The sequence below is a fragment of the Paenibacillus sp. FSL R10-2736 genome (assembly GCF_038000245.1).
Lineage (GTDB): Bacteria > Bacillota > Bacilli > Paenibacillales > Paenibacillaceae > Paenibacillus_AQ > Paenibacillus_AQ phytohabitans.
The window spans coordinates 2,262,248-2,277,195 of the sequence record NZ_JBBOBN010000001.1; the positions used below are offsets into that span (position 1 = coordinate 2,262,248).

14 protein-coding genes are annotated in these 14,948 nt (G+C 50.8%); 11 read left to right on the forward strand and 3 right to left on the reverse strand.

Features of this window, described 5'->3' with window-relative positions:
- Position 1 precedes the first annotated feature (1 nt).
- The 9 genes from xseB to spo0A all read left to right on the forward strand — a co-directional run bounded on the left by xseB (position 2) and on the right by spo0A (position 9,333).
- Positions 2-259: an exodeoxyribonuclease VII small subunit gene (gene xseB, locus NSQ73_RS09415; RefSeq protein WP_039300434.1), complete on the forward strand. Its 258-nt coding sequence runs from the start codon at positions 2-4 to the stop codon at positions 257-259.
- Positions 246-1,193 (forward strand): polyprenyl synthetase family protein, encoded by a 948-nt coding sequence (locus tag NSQ73_RS09420; protein WP_340986245.1) that lies wholly within the window; start codon positions 246-248, stop codon positions 1,191-1,193. The genes xseB and NSQ73_RS09420 overlap by 14 nt, the downstream gene beginning before the upstream one ends.
- A gap of 94 nt (positions 1,194-1,287) precedes the next feature.
- Positions 1,288-3,201: a 1-deoxy-D-xylulose-5-phosphate synthase gene (gene dxs / locus NSQ73_RS09425; RefSeq protein WP_340986246.1), complete on the forward strand. Its 1,914-nt coding sequence runs from the start codon at positions 1,288-1,290 to the stop codon at positions 3,199-3,201.
- 41 nt (positions 3,202-3,242) lie between these two features.
- Positions 3,243-4,142, forward strand: a complete 900-nt coding sequence (locus NSQ73_RS09430) for a TlyA family RNA methyltransferase (RefSeq protein WP_340986247.1) — start codon at positions 3,243-3,245, stop codon at positions 4,140-4,142.
- 220 nt (positions 4,143-4,362) lie between these two features.
- Complete coding sequence (locus NSQ73_RS09435; protein WP_052421957.1) at positions 4,363-4,833, forward strand: hypothetical protein; 471 nt, start codon at positions 4,363-4,365, stop codon at positions 4,831-4,833.
- Positions 4,834-4,861: 28 nt separating this feature from the next.
- Positions 4,862-5,311, forward strand: a complete 450-nt coding sequence (gene ahrC / locus NSQ73_RS09440; RefSeq protein ID WP_039300423.1) for a transcriptional regulator AhrC/ArgR — start codon at positions 4,862-4,864, stop codon at positions 5,309-5,311.
- Between the two features lie 56 nt (positions 5,312-5,367).
- On the forward strand, positions 5,368-7,095 hold the full coding sequence (gene recN, locus NSQ73_RS09445) for a DNA repair protein RecN (RefSeq protein WP_171716766.1): 1,728 nt from the start codon (positions 5,368-5,370) through the stop codon (positions 7,093-7,095).
- Positions 7,096-7,233: 138 nt separating this feature from the next.
- On the forward strand, positions 7,234-8,343 hold the full coding sequence (gene spoIVB, locus NSQ73_RS09450) for a SpoIVB peptidase (RefSeq protein WP_256703938.1): 1,110 nt from the start codon (positions 7,234-7,236) through the stop codon (positions 8,341-8,343).
- A 171-nt stretch (positions 8,344-8,514) separates the two neighbouring features.
- Positions 8,515-9,333 carry a sporulation transcription factor Spo0A gene (gene spo0A / locus NSQ73_RS09455; protein ID WP_042138725.1) on the forward strand — a complete coding sequence of 273 codons (819 nt, stop codon included), beginning with the start codon at positions 8,515-8,517 and terminating at the stop codon, positions 9,331-9,333.
- A gap of 162 nt (positions 9,334-9,495) precedes the next feature.
- Here the strand turns inward: spo0A and NSQ73_RS09460 are convergent, their stop codons facing one another.
- Positions 9,496-10,320: a FlxA-like family protein gene (locus NSQ73_RS09460; protein ID WP_340986248.1), complete on the reverse strand. Its 825-nt coding sequence runs from the start codon at positions 10,318-10,320 to the stop codon at positions 9,496-9,498.
- Positions 10,321-10,481: 161 nt separating this feature from the next.
- Positions 10,482-10,853, reverse strand: a complete 372-nt coding sequence (locus NSQ73_RS09465) for a hypothetical protein (protein WP_171716763.1) — start codon at positions 10,851-10,853, stop codon at positions 10,482-10,484.
- Positions 10,854-11,122: 269 nt separating this feature from the next.
- Here NSQ73_RS09465 and NSQ73_RS09470 point away from each other — a divergent pair, with 269 nt between their 5' ends.
- A complete protein-coding gene (locus tag NSQ73_RS09470; protein ID WP_171716762.1) occupies positions 11,123-11,782 on the forward strand; it encodes a helix-turn-helix domain-containing protein in 660 nt (219 codons plus the stop codon).
- A gap of 119 nt (positions 11,783-11,901) precedes the next feature.
- Positions 11,902-12,210 (forward strand): hypothetical protein, encoded by a 309-nt coding sequence (locus tag NSQ73_RS09475; protein WP_039300408.1) that lies wholly within the window; start codon positions 11,902-11,904, stop codon positions 12,208-12,210.
- 108 nt (positions 12,211-12,318) lie between these two features.
- Here NSQ73_RS09475 and NSQ73_RS09480 read toward each other — a convergent pair whose 3' ends face one another.
- Positions 12,319-14,886 carry a bifunctional 2',3'-cyclic-nucleotide 2'-phosphodiesterase/3'-nucleotidase gene (locus NSQ73_RS09480; RefSeq protein WP_445669664.1) on the reverse strand — a complete coding sequence of 856 codons (2,568 nt, stop codon included), beginning with the start codon at positions 14,884-14,886 and terminating at the stop codon, positions 12,319-12,321.
- Between the last annotated feature and the right edge of the window lie 62 nt (positions 14,887-14,948).

Genomic DNA, 14,948 nt, shown 5'->3' on the forward strand with positions numbered 1-14,948 from the left:
GATGGCAAAGGAAGCGGAACTGGATTTTGAGGGAGCCATGGAGCGCCTGGAGGGAATCGTACGCGAGCTTGAGCATGGCGACGTTCCCCTGGAGAAGGCGATTGATTTATTCCAGCAGGGAATGAAACTGTCGCAGCTCTGCGGTAGCAAGCTGGAGCAGGTAGAGCGCAAGATCGAGATGATTACGGTAGAGGATGGCGAGCTGCGCAAGAAGCCATTCGGAGCCCGGCTGGAAGGCGATGGCGATGAGTCGTTCTGAGCTGGAACCGGGCAGCAGTGAAGCGGAAGCACACGGGCGCGCACCGCTTGAGCAGTACATTGCAGAGGTGGGCCACTGGGTCGCTGATGCACTGACGGCAACCCTGCCTGCGCAGTGGACTGTGCCTCAGGTGCTCAGGGAGGCGATGGATTACTCGCTGCAGGCCGGAGGCAAACGCCTGCGCCCGCTGCTGGTCATCGCCGCCTGTGAAGCGCTTGGCGGCAGCCGTGAGGCTGCGCTGCCCGTAGCGGCAGCGATTGAAATGGTGCATACCTATTCATTGATTCATGATGATCTGCCGGCCATGGATAATGACGACTACCGGCGCGGCAAGCTCACGAACCACAAGGTCTTCGGGGAAGCTGCGGCGATTCTGGCCGGAGATGCCCTGCTGACGCATGCATTCTATAGTGTGGTACAAGCTTCGCGTAAATTTGGCGTTCCGGCAGAGAATGTGCTGTCCATTGTTGAGGATCTGGCTGAAATGGCCGGTCCGCGCGGAATGGTCGGCGGGCAGGTTGCCGATATGGAAGGCGAGCAGGGCTTAACCGACCTGCATCAGCTTCAGTATATCCATCTTCATAAGACAGGCGATCTGATGATCTTCTCGCTGCTGGCGGGAGGCAGAATCGCCGGTGCGGATGAGCGTCAGCTGGGGGCGCTGCGCCAGTTCGGTACGCAGATTGGCCTGGCTTTTCAGATTCAGGATGATATCCTTGATCTGGTCGGCGATGAGAGCAAGCTGGGCAAAAAAACCGGCAGTGATATCAAGCAGCAAAAGGTGACCTATCCCTACTTCATCGGCCTGGAAGCCTCGCGTGAAGAGGTGAAGCGGCTGACCGCTGAAGCGCACAGCGCGGTCCTTGAGGGCGGATTTCAGGATCATACACGGCTGCTTGAAATTGCAGATTATTTGATGTCACGCGATCATTAGGTACATTTCGGAAACGGCTGTGTTTCGACAGCCGTTTCGTTTGTGTTATAATGGGGTTTATATTTTACAACATCTAGGAAAGCGGGGAATACTCGTGCTGCTTCCACAAATAAATGATCCTCAGCAACTTAAATCTTTGTCAGTCGAGGAGCTGGCAGCCCTTGCGGAAGAAATCCGCCGGTTTTTAATAGACAAACTTACAGTAACCGGAGGGCATCTCGGATCCAACCTGGGGGTAGTGGAGCTCACGCTGGCCCTGCATTACTGCTATGACAGTCCCCGGGACAAGATGATATATGACGTCGGTCATCAGGCGTATGTACACAAGATACTGACTGGCCGCCAGGACCGGTTTGATACACTGCGCAAGCAGGGCGGCTTATGCGGCTTTGTGAAGCGTTCGGAGAGCGAGCATGATGTCTGGGAAGCCGGACACAGCAGTACCTCTTTGTCTGCCGCAATGGGTATGGCCATGGCCCGGGATTTGAAGGGCGAGGACAATAGGGTCATCGCTGTGATCGGCGACGGTGCGCTTACCGGGGGGATGGCCTTTGAGGCGCTGAACCATATTGGACATGAACGCCGCAAGCTGATGGTTATCCTCAATGACAATGAGATGTCTATTGCACCGAATGTAGGAGCCATGCATAATTATTTGAGCAAAATCCGCTCGGACCGCCATTATCTGCGTGCGAAGGATGAAGTGGAGGGCCTGCTCAAGAAAATCCCGGCGATAGGCGGGCGGCTGGCCAAGACGGCGCAGAATGTGAAGGACGGCCTGAAGAACATGCTCGTTCCCGGTGTTCTGTTCGAAGAGCTCGGATTCACGTATCTGGGACCCGTGGATGGTCATGATCTGGAGAAAATGATCGACACCTTCCATCAGGCAGATAATGTGTCTGGTCCTGTGCTGGTACATGTGCTGACGACGAAGGGGAAAGGCTACAAGCCGGCCGAAACGGACTTCTATAAATCACATGCGATCTCACCCTACAAAATTGAATCCGGCCAGTCCCTTAAGGCTGTGAAGGCTGTCAGCCACCCGATGTATACCGAAGTATTCGGGGAGACGCTGATTGAGCTGGGCCGGCAGGATTCAAGACTGATTGCGGTCACACCGGCAATGCCGGGCGGCTCGGGCCTGTTCCCGTTCGCCAAGGAATTCCCGGACCGGATGATCGATGTCGGTATTGCTGAGCAGCATGCAGCCACGCTGTGCGCCGCTCTGGCCATGGAGGGGATGAAGCCGGTCTATGCCGTCTACTCCACTTTTATGCAGCGTGCCTATGACCAGATTGTCCATGATATCTGCAGACATAATGCCAATGTAATGTTTGCCATCGACCGTGCCGGTTTTGTCGGTGCGGACGGGGAGACCCATCAAGGGGTATATGATATAGCTTTCATGCGGCACATCCCGAATATAGTGCTTATGATGCCTAAGGATGAGAATGAGCTGCGCCATATGATGAAGACGGCACTGGAATACAATGACGGACCTATTGCTTACCGTTATCCGCGGATTGAAGGCACCGGGGCGGCTGTAGATGCCGAACTGCATTGTCTGCCTATCGGCTCCTGGGAGCGTCTGCGTCCCGGGGATGATTACGCAGTGCTGGCCTGCGGCCCGATGGTTCAGCTAGCCGAGGAGGCAGCTGAGCTGCTCAAGCGTGAAGGCATTCAGGTTAGCGTAGTGAACGCCCGGTTCCTGAAGCCGCTGGATAATACCATGCTGCTTGAACTGGCTCATGCCGGAACCAGCATGGTTGTGCTTGAAGAAGCCAGCCAGGCAGGCAGCCTAGGCAGCGCAGTGCTCGAATTCTATGCGGAACATGAGATTTATGATGCACGAGTTCACTTGATGGGCGTGCCGGATATCTTCGTTGAGCATGGTTCGATCAAGGAGCAGCGCCAGGAAACCGGCCTCACCGTTGAAGCCTTGTGTACGCGGATCAAGGCGATGAAGGCGTTGAGCACTTATACTTACAAGTCGACTTCCAATTCCTGAGTACAGGGTGGAAGCCGGACCCAAGTGACCAGGAGATGAACATGGAACACCCTAAAGAACGTATAGATGTACTGTTAGTAGAGCAAGGCTTCTACGACAGCCGTGAGAAGGCCAAGGCAGCAATCATGGCGGGTCTTGTGCTGGCGAATGAAGAACGGATTGAGAAGCCGGGAATGAAGGTGCTGCGCAGCTCTGTCTTAAGAGTCAAAGGAGCTGTGCATCCCTACGTCAGCCGGGGCGGCCTGAAGCTGGAGAAGGCACTGCGGCAGTTCGGCATTGACCTGAACGGGAGGAATATGCTGGATATCGGCTCCTCTACAGGAGGCTTCACCGATTGTGCACTCCAGAACGGGGCAGCACATGTGTATGCTATTGATGTCGGCCATAACCAGCTGGACTGGAGCCTGCGCAACGACGAGCGGGTAACCGTAATGGAGCAGACCAACTTCCGCTACATGACCCCGCCTGACCTGAAGGGGCCGGTACCTGATTTTGCCAGTATTGATGTGTCCTTTATTTCACTGAAGATTATTCTGCCGCCGCTGATGGCGCTCCTGAACCGCCCGGCCGATATCGCTGCGCTGATCAAGCCGCAGTTCGAGGCTGGACGGGAAAAGGTGGGCAAATCCGGTGTAGTCCGCGAATCCGCCGTTCACAAAGAGGTGCTTGTTAATGTGCTGTCTATGGCGGCCGGGCTGGGCTATAAGCTGGAAGGGCTGACCTTCTCTCCAATTACCGGAGGGGAAGGCAATATTGAATTCCTGGCTCACTGGAAGCTGCTGCCTGAAGCAGTAGATAACTCTACGAACGAACAGCACGAACAGCAGATTTTCCCGGCTGAAGCACAGCCGAATCCTTTCGCCGCGCTTGCCGAATCCGTAATCAAGGAAGCGAATGCAACCTTTAGCGCTACGAACAATGGAAACTCATCTAAACGATGAGTTTCTTTTGCTGCAAAAATAAAGAATTAAATCATCTGCCGTTTTCTGCCTGCAATATACATGCTTCAAGCGGTGTTATACGTTATAATTAATGAACTTAAGCAGGCAACGCTTCATCTGCAGACAGCTTCAACTTTTTGCTGCCGGATCAGGCTCTGTTGTTTCCCTCAAGCAGGATTTCGCCTGCCTTCACGCGAATAGATTCACCGAGGTGATGGGAGTGGCGAGCTCTGACAAGGCCGTTGTAGCACTCATAGGACTGGCGGCGGCAATCTTTATCGTTTACCGGATCTACATCTGGCTCCAAGGTTCCCCAAGATCGTTCATGAAGGACCGGGTGCCGATCAATACCATTATTCAGCCTCATCCGTCCATCGGATTATTAGAGGATGCCGGTTACGAGGTCATTGGCGGCAAGCTGAAGATTCCTTTGTCCTTTCAAGTGAACGGGGCACCGATGTACAGCAGGCTGTTCATTGATTATGTGGCCAGCAAAGATGAGGAGCATTTCTATCTGGTTATTCTGTCCCGGCCGCGCAAAGGGCTTGAGTTCACCGGCAGCGGACTTCGCGACACTCTGCTTCCTTATCTGCTAATTTATCCGGATTGCAGCGGTGTGCTGTACGTGGATACGGTGAATTCAGCAATTCATGTGATTAAGTTAGGCAAAGACGATGGTGAATCCAATTGAGATCAACTTATAAATACGGGAGGCAACAATGAAGGGACACAGGCACATCAAAATAAGAGAAATTATTACGCAGAGGGAGATCGAGACCCAGGATGATCTGGTGGAGGCTCTGCGTGAATCCGGATTTCAGGTTACCCAGGCTACAGTATCCCGTGATATCAAGGAACTGCTGCTGATTAAGGTGCCTATGGATGACGGGCGCTACAAGTACTCCCTGCCGACCGACCAGCGCTATAATCCGACCCAGAAGCTTAAGCGGGTGCTGGTGGATAATTTTGTGCAGATCGATTTCTCCGCCAACCTTGTGGTTATGAAATGTCTTCCGGGAACAGCCAATTCTGTGGCTGCACTGATTGATAATATTGACTGGCCGCAAATTATGGGCACCATCTCGGGCGATGACACTATTCTGATTATCTGCCGCCAGCCTGAGGACAGCAAAGGCGTTATTGCACAAATTATGGGCTACATCTCGTAACTTCATCACCCTTTTACACTTAAATAAGCGATCATCTTTTCGGAGGTGCTGTATTCGTGTTAGACACGTTATCAATCCGCAATCTTGCCGTCGTTGAGGCGGTGGATGTGCATTTTTATCCCGGCTTTCATGTTCTTACAGGGGAGACGGGGGCAGGGAAATCGATTATTATCGATGCGCTTGCACTCATTGCCGGGGGCCGCGGTTCTGCGGACTCTATCCGGTATGGGTGTGAAAAGGCAGAAATGGAAGCGCTTTTCAGCTTGCCGGGAACCCATCCCGTCTGGGATACGCTGGAACGGCTTGGCATTGGAGCAGAACGCGAAGAGCATCTGGTGATCCGCCGGGAGATTACTTCTCAAGGCAAAAGCACTTCACGGGTGAACGGCCAGATGGTCAATCTCAGCATGCTGCGGGAAATCGGTGAACAGCTGGTGAATATCCACGGGCAGCATGAGCATCAGAACCTGCTGAAGGCTGAACGTCATCTGGGGCTGCTGGATACTTACGGCGAAGCTGTGATTGGCCCGCTCAAAGCTGACTATCAGGAGAAATATACAGCCTTCGCCAAAGTGGAAAAAGAACTCCGGGAACTTCAGGAATCCAGTCAAAAAGCGTATCAAATGCTTGATTTGTACCGTTTTCAGCTGGAGGAAATTTCTGCTGCGGGACTAAAACCTGGAGAAGATGAATTACTTAACGAAGAAAGGGTCAAACTATCCCACAGTGAGAAAATGATGGATTCAGTATCCGGCGCATACGAGCTGCTGTATGACAGGCAAGGGCTGGAATCCATCGGGAGTGTCATCTCCAAGCTGGAGGATGCGATCCGTTATGACGAGAAGGGCCTGAGGGCTGTGTTCGAGCAGCTGCAGTCGTCGTATTACCAGCTGGAGGATGCGGCCTTCCAGTTGCGTGACTACCGCGAAGATATCGAATTCAATCCGGCGCGGCTGGAGGAAATTGAGAACCGTCTGGATCTGATTACAGGACTGCGGCGCAAATACGGAGACAGTGTAGAGCAGATTCTGGAGTATTATGAGCAGATTCACCGGGAGACCGATCTTCTGGAGAATAAGGACGAATACATTGAGAAATTGACGGCCAAACGCGATGGCCTGCTCGGCACTTTAATGAAAGCCGCCGGAGCGCTCAGCACGGCACGTCGCCAGTGTGCTACGGATCTCGCTTCCCAAGTGGAAGGTGAGCTGAAGGATCTGCAGATGGAGCGGACTTCGCTTCAAGTCAAAATGGATACGCTCGAAGACCCGCGCGGTATTGAGTATCAGGACCGGCGTTACCGTCTGACCCGGCAGGGGATCGACAGCGCAGAGTTCATGATCTCCCCGAACCCGGGCGAGCCGCTGCGGCCGCTGGGCAAAATCGCCTCCGGCGGTGAGCTGTCCCGCATCATGCTGGCGATGAAGAGCATTTTTGCCCGGCATGACGCCATTCCTGTCCTGATTTTCGATGAAGTGGATACCGGTGTCAGCGGGCGCGCGGCACAATCCATTGCGGATAAATTATACAAGCTGTCCTCCACCTGTCAGGTGTTCTCCATTACTCACTTGCCGCAGGTGGCCTGTATGGCAGATCATCAATATCTGATTGTCAAAAAAGTCGAAGACGGACGCACGATGACCGAAGTGGACTCCCTCTCGGCGGAAGGCCGGGTGCTGGAGCTGGCCCGTATGCTGGGTGGTGTGGAAATTACCGAAAAAACATTGCATCACGCACAGGAAATGCTCGGTTTGGCTGAGGCCAGCAAAGCTGCTGCTGGGTAAGCGGGACAATGATTGACAGTAATAAAAGCCTGGGGGCAAGGTTATCTTATAGGTACGCAATTGGCGACCACCTTTTTCGTCAAGCGAAAGAAGCAAAAGGGAGCGTGACAGCCATTGAAGCCGAACCTCAGGAAGTTAATGCCCGGCCTTTTATTTGCCTTCTTTCTCAGCTTATCAGGCATAACGGGACCTCAACAGAGCTTTGCAGCACCGCTGGAACATCAGCCGCATAAAGCGGTTCAGGGGAATGACAATGAGCTTAGAGTCATCCCGGGAGGTCAGACGATTGGCGTGAAAGTGAAGTCAGCAGGGGTTCTGGTTGTGGGCCATCATCTGATTGAAGTATCGGAGCAGTCCAAGATTTCACCCGGCGAGAACAGCGGACTGATGCCTGGTGATCTGATGACCTCTATTAATGGGGTCAAGCTGGACGAGGTATCCAAGGTAGCAAAGCTTGTGGAACGTGCCGGCAAAAGCAATGATTCCTTAAGTATTGTGTACAAACGCAGCGGCAAAGAGCACAAAGCTCAGCTAAAACCCGCGTATGACCGCAATGACAAGGTATGGAGACTGGGGCTCTACATCCGCGATTCCGCAGCAGGTGTGGGTACCCTGACTTTCTATGCTCCGAAACAAGGCGTATACGGTGCTCTGGGGCATGTCATTACCGACATGAACACCGGCACACCGATTGTTGTCGGCAGCGGCCATATCGTGCAGTCCAGTGTCACCTCCATTTCCAAAAGCCAGGATGGCGATCCTGGGGAGAAACGGGCTCATTTTCTGAAGGAAAGCCAGGTTCTCGGTAATGTGGAGAGCAATACGGATTTCGGAATTTTCGGCAAAATGACCCGCAATCCGGAGCACAGCCTGTACCAGGAACCGATACCCGTTGCAATGAGCGCTGAAGTGAAGGAAGGCCCGGCACAGATTCTTACAGTAGTCGATGGTCAGCAGGTGGAGCGTTTCAATGTGGAGATCATTCATGTGGCCCGCCAGCAGACTCCGGCGACCAAAGGCATGGTCCTGCGCATCACCGATTCCCGTCTGATTGATAAGACCGGCGGGATTGTTCAGGGGATGAGCGGCAGCCCGATTGTCCAGAATGGCCGGCTGATCGGTGCAGTTACCCACGTATTCGTCAATGATCCCAAGTCGGGTTACGGCTGCTTCATCGAATGGATGCTTCGTGACTCCGGTGTGGTGCAACAAGAGAATTTGCTTCCCTACAATCTTAAGGCGGTTTAGCCTTAAGATTTTTTTGTCGAAGGCCAGCGATAAACCTCGAATCGTGAAACAAAATATTTAATTATAAATCAACACCGAAAAAAAATAAAGAAAAATAATTTTCGACAGAAGGATATTCAATCTTCATGTCGAAAACTTAAGGGAGAGAAGATAATAAGGAGGAAGCAGCCAGTGCAGAATATTGAAGTGTTGTTGGCCGATGATAACAGGGAGTTCACTAACTTGCTTGCCGAGTACATTACCGAACAGGAAGATATGACCGTGACAGGCATTGCCTATAATGGTGAAGAAGTGCTTCAAATGCTGAGCGGAGCACGCAAAGTACCCGATGTCCTTATTCTTGATATCATCATGCCGCATCTGGACGGCCTTGGCGTTCTGGAACGCCTGCGCGATATGGATCTGAACCCGCAGCCGAAGATCATCATGCTGACCGCTTTCGGCCAGGAGAACATCACCCAAAGAGCTGTTCAGCTAGGAGCATCTTATTATATTTTGAAGCCGTTCGATATGGAGGTTCTGGCGAACCGTGTGCGTCAGCTTGTGGGCGCCCAAGGCAGCATGAGCACTTCTGCCAGCATGTCCGGCTATTCGAGTTCCAGATCTTCCAGTAATGTGGTACCTTTGTCCAAAGGAAAGAATCTGGATGCCAATATTACATCGATCATTCATGAAATCGGCGTACCTGCGCATATTAAAGGTTATCAGTACCTGCGTGAAGCCATCACCATGGTCTACAACAATATCGAGATTCTGGGTGCCATCACCAAGACGCTCTACCCTGCCATTGCCGAGAAATTCAAGACAACGCCTTCACGCGTGGAGCGCGCCATCCGCCATGCGATCGAAGTCGCCTGGACCCGCGGCAACATTGACAGCATCAGCCATCTGTTCGGCTATACGATTAATATCTCCAAATCCAAGCCAACTAACTCGGAATTTATTGCCATGGTAGCCGACAAGCTGCGCATTGAGCATAAGGTGTCTTGAAGGGGTAAGGATCAAGATACGTGAAGGGTTAAGATGTTTGACCGAATTTCAGAGCCAATAATCTATGCTTATAAAATAAAAAAACACTCCTTTTTGGATGTATTAATTCCAAGAAGGGGTGTTTTTGTTGTTCATCAGGTTCGCTGTTTCTTAGCTTCCAGGCTACAGCAAAATATCCAACGACGCTGAAGCTGGGGCCGAGCCGGTTACCGGGTCTGACGCTCTTCCTGTACCAGCCGCTTCGGCAGTGCTGCTTTTATCTCCAATTTTGGAGGACTTATTGGTCTCATCTGTTTCTTCTTTATCCTCAGTGCGGGAGAGCGAGCTAGGAGTATTACTCTCTTTTGCCGCCGCTTTGCTATTGTCCTTCAGCTCAGAGACTAAATCTCCAATCTTGCTGTCGATCCCGCGGATGGTGGATTTCATATCGAGAATTTCCTCCCGTTTAGCCTGGAAAATAATACGCTCCGCATTCTCAAGCATTAACGGCCGGCCTATGTCGTTCGTAGGGTTGTTGGCTAACCGGTCTCTTTCCATCTTAATCTCACTCTGGATGGGCTTGATCTCGCCTTCCAGCTGCTTACTGAGATTCACAAGCTTACCCATCCGGTCATATGTCGTGCTGTTTTTGATGAGCGCATGCATCGATTCAACACTAATATCCGTGAAGGTGTCTTGCTCAGCTTTTTTGGCTTCAGTCTGTTTAGGCTTGCTGCTCTCCATTTTTTCCTGCATTTGCTCGGCTTTGATCTGTGCGATCTGCGCATCAACTTCCTGAATAGATGCTTTGAGGGCCTGTACGCGTTCCTGCTTCAGCTTCTTATCCAGGTTCTCATTGGATCTGACGGCTTCAATCTGTTCATTCAGGTTGGACTTTTGTTTGATCAGACTTTGAATTTCCTTGTCCCTGGAATCAGGTTTCAATTGGTGGCTTGTGGCGGAAACAGGCATAGAACTCTGTGAAGAGGTTGAAGAGATGGATGACAAGAGAATTCCTCCCAAGGAAAGGATTAAATACCATATAGAATCTATATCGGAAATTCTGAGCGCTGAAATAAGCTTTCGGGTTCTTTTCCGTGATTAATCCGCATATAAAAAAAGGTGATTCCAAGCCATTTCTGGTCCGGGATCACCTTTTGTCTGTTTTTTTAGTGGATCGACTGGTTAGACAAGCCGTTCAGGTAAGCATCTGCTTCTTCATAGGTCGGGTAGTGAACAGCGAATTTGCCGAACAAGCGCTTCATCTGCATTTTCCATACCGGGGAATCTGCAACGTAGACCCAGCCGCCGACACCTGCGGCAATTGCCAGGTCGCCCGTCGGAGCAAGCAAAGCTGCAACTTCCGGAGACAGTACAGTCGGGGAACCCGTTACATCCGTTACGCCGGTGAATCCCGGTTTCAGTTTCTTCAGAGCACTCTCGAAATCAGCTATGTATGCAGGCACGTCACCTTCGGTGAGGCCATAGGCTCTAACAATCACCTGATTTTTCGCTACATTTACTTCCATGGTGTAAGACATGATAATTCCCCCAGTAGTGATTTTGATTTTTACATTAGTCTTTATCGGATAATAATGCGGGGTATTTGAGAGAATAAGGAAATCAAAACAGATCAGTTCACAGTTATGGGAATTACCTCCATTTAGAGCGGATTTAGCCTTAAGCTTAGCTGCTCTGAGTGCTAATAATGGAGTTTTTATTGATTCTGCCTAAAGAATTTACACAAACAATTGTTATAATGAAACACAAATTGTTATCTTGTGTTATGATATAGGTAGAGGTGGCTCCTATGAACGATTTCGATAACTATCCCGATGAGCTGGGGAATTTCATCCGGCACTTCCGCAAAGCTCGAGGTTTGACCTTACGAGGGCTTGAAGAGAAGAGCGGCATCAGCTATTCACAGCTTAGCAAGATTGAACGGGGAGAGAGTATTCCGCTTAAAGATAACCTGGACAAGATCATTGAGGCGCTCGGGGGGGATCTTAAGAACCGGATGTATCATTTGGCGGACTACATGCCTGACATTGAATACATTAAGACTCTCAAGCAGGGCTACAAGCTGCCGCAGCATAATCAGTCCCAGGATTACATCTATGAAACGGCGTTTAACAAGCTGAAGGAGTTCCGGGCTAAGGAAGACAAAGAAACGTCATATGTTTCGTTTGATTCTGACGAAGTTATCGTTTATGAAACGGAATATGGGGCAGGAATGGTAATAGAGAAGATCGAGAAATATAACCTGACCGATGTCCTGAACGATAAATTCGTGGGAAGTCTGGACAGCCTCCGCAAACAGCCCCGCAAAGGGCGTCAGGCCTATTTGTTCGGAGAATGGCTGCGCGAATGCATCTATGAGCTGAAGGAAGAAGAGCAGGACCAGGTTATCCAGTCATTGAAGGAATTCACCCAGTTCAAAGTTCAGCAGATCAAGGGCGTGTATAAGTGAAGAAGGGCCTGGCTCAGCTTGTTGTCAAAAATGAATAATGTTGCCCTTTCTTGCAGCCATCTATTCATCTTGATCCATAAACAACTACAAATGGTTAGACAGAAAAGGGGATACGAATCATGAGAATCAATATGAAGTTTACCAGCAAAGGTAAAGCTGCAATCGAGAATTTCAATAACGATGAGCTGTTGGAGATCTTTGCAAGATACATCAAAACACTTACTAAGAAATACGATATTGAAGTGGATGTGCCTCTTGAAGTGAACCAGAATATCGTAGGCGACGGTACGATCATTGCCCTGGCGCAGAATGTGAAATGCGATGTGGATACGTTCTTCAAAGAGCTGGGCCGCGATATCAAGGTTCCGCTGAAGAAGAGACTCGGCGGCAAGCTGGAGAATGTCTTCAAAACAGAATTCATCGAGTAGATCCTTGCGTACCATCATAAAAAGCCATCCCCGCACTTATGTGGAGGATGGCTTTTTTGCGTCTGTGTATGCTGGTCAGGATAGCCTTTCAGCCCTCGTAGCTGAGGGTTACTCTACAGAAGCAGACAGCAGGCTGGAGATTACTTTGGCGGCTTCAGCGCGGGTGGCAGTAGCCTTAGGGGCGAAGCTGCCGTCTGTGCGTCCGGCGATAATCTTCTTATCGACAGCAACGGCTACAGCGGATGTTGCCCAAGCGCTGATGGAAGCCGAATCGCTGAAGCTGACTGCTGCGGAGGCAGTCAAGATTTTACCGGCACGGAGATCCAGCCCCTGCTTCACCATAACCGCCATCTGTTCACGGGTGATGGACGCATTAGGTGCGAAGGTATTGGCGGTTACACCGCTTACCAGCTTGTTCTCATGAGCTGCTGCAACGGCACCTGCATACCAGGCGGATGCAGGTACATCTTTGAAGACTGGAGATACATTGACTTGCAGCTTCAAGGCTTTGGTCAGCAAGCTGGCGAATTCGGCGCGGGTTACCAGACCGTTCGGATCAAAAGTATCGCTTGTTTTGCCGGAAATGATCTTATCCGCAGCGAGGCTATTGATGTAACCAGCCGCCCAGTGTGACACGGGAACATCCTTGAATGCTGCAACGGCAGGCTGTTCCGTAACCGGATCAGCAGCGGGCAGAGATGGCGTTACAGCCTTGCTTACGTCCAGTGTGAAGACACCAAAGCCCTTCTCATCCACTTGACCTGTATAGGCAATGTTGTCCGTTGTTTTGGCATAGGCTTCTGCTTTGGGAGATGAGGTGAAGGTGACCTTCACATTCCCGGAAATTGGTGCAATCGACCAGTTGTTGTCGGCGGACGGATTAATGGTTTTGCTGGCCGTGATATAATCCATCAGGATCTGGCGGTTCTCATCCGGTGAGTCGATGATGTATTTGCTGCCTTTGACACCAGGGAAGTTACCGCCGCCGCTTGCGCGGTAGTTATTGGTTGCCATGATGAAATCCTGATTCGGATCAATCGCTTTGCCGTTATACTGCAGATTGATAATCCGGCTGGAGGAGGCGTCATTCACGGTACCATCCGGTTTGTACTTGGCTGGTTTGGTAACATCGACCTGATAAGTTACACCATCAATTACGTCGAAGTTATAGACGGCGAAAGAGGAATTAAGCAGCTCCTGTGCTTCTGTTGCGGACGGGTTAATCTGATTGAATTTGCCCGCAGACATTTCCAACCATTCCTTGACCACAGACCCCTTCACGAGAATCGCCTTCAGCGTATTGTCGTACAGGTACAGGTCGCCTGCGCTCTTAATGGCCAGTGGTCCCTGAGCAATATCAGTATATTCTTCGGGGCCGTTACGTCCGGCTTTAAATGGAGCACCGACGGACAGAACCGGGATACCTGCATATTGCGGAAGATTAGCTTTGATGTAATTTTCTACATACTGCTTCTGTGCAGTGGTAACGATCTGTACGGATGGATCATCCTGAACCAGTCCGAAGTAGCTGTAGATCGGTGCGGTCGTTGTGCCAATTGGACTGTTCGCATAGGCAATTGTTGCTTCATGATCGGCCTGCACGGCATCCACAATGGCCTGATCCACATCTACCGTAGATTTTTTGGCAACAGCATCATAGATGGCTTTGGTGGAGGATTGCGATGAAGCTACCTTCCATTTGCCATCTGTTTTTTCAAGTGTCAGATCGATGAGGCCCAGATTACTGCCGCCGTAGCCGGCCTGTACTGCAGGGACACCGTTGATGGTTCCTTTGGCATTGTCGACACCAGGCAATACTTTGCCGGAGGCATCCTTGAAGAGGACATCCAGTGACTTCTCATCTGCAGCAGGGAATACTTTATGCGTATGAGAGAAGGTGATCGCATCAATACCGGCAACCTTACTCAGCGGGAAAATAGCATCCTCTGCCTTCACGTAAGCTTCGGCACTGCCGTTAAACCCGGAATGGGTCATGGCGATAATCAGATCTGCACCGGCTGCGCGCATCTGTGGAATGAATTTCTCAGCTGTAGCTACGATATCCTTGGTAATGACTTTGCCTTCCAGATTGCTCTTGTCCCATTCGGTAATCTGCGGAGTGACAAGGCCGAGTACACCAATCTTCAGCGTCTGCACATTGCCGGCTTCATCCTTATAGGATTTGGTAATGATCTGATAAGGGCTGTATTTGTTAACATCGTTGTCCGGATTGCTGTCTTTGTCATCTACATATACATTGGCGTTAATATAAGGGAAATTGGCGCCTTTGATCGCCTGATCCAGGTAATCCAGACCATAGTTGAATTCATGATTGCCGAAGGTGGCTACATCGTACCCCATCAGGTTCATTGCTTTGTACACAGGATGAATCTCGGTGCCCTTAATCGGGTTCACCAGTGCTTTGTATGTGCCCAGAGGTGTACCCTGGATCAGGTCGCCGTTGTCTACCAGCAGCGTATTGCCAATCTCTTGGCGGGCTGCTTTCACAAGACTAGCTGTGCGGGCCAGTCCGACGGTCAGAGACGTAGCGCTCTTATAATAGTCATACGGGAGCAGGTTGGTGTGGATGTCTGTAGTCTCCATGATGCGCAGCTTCATTGTGGAGTCAGCCGGCGCAGCTGCCGCGAACATTCCACTGAATGGCAATACAGTCATAGAAATTACGAGTGAAGATAGAACAGTTTTGTGCAATAAGTGCTGGAAATTATGCCTCATGC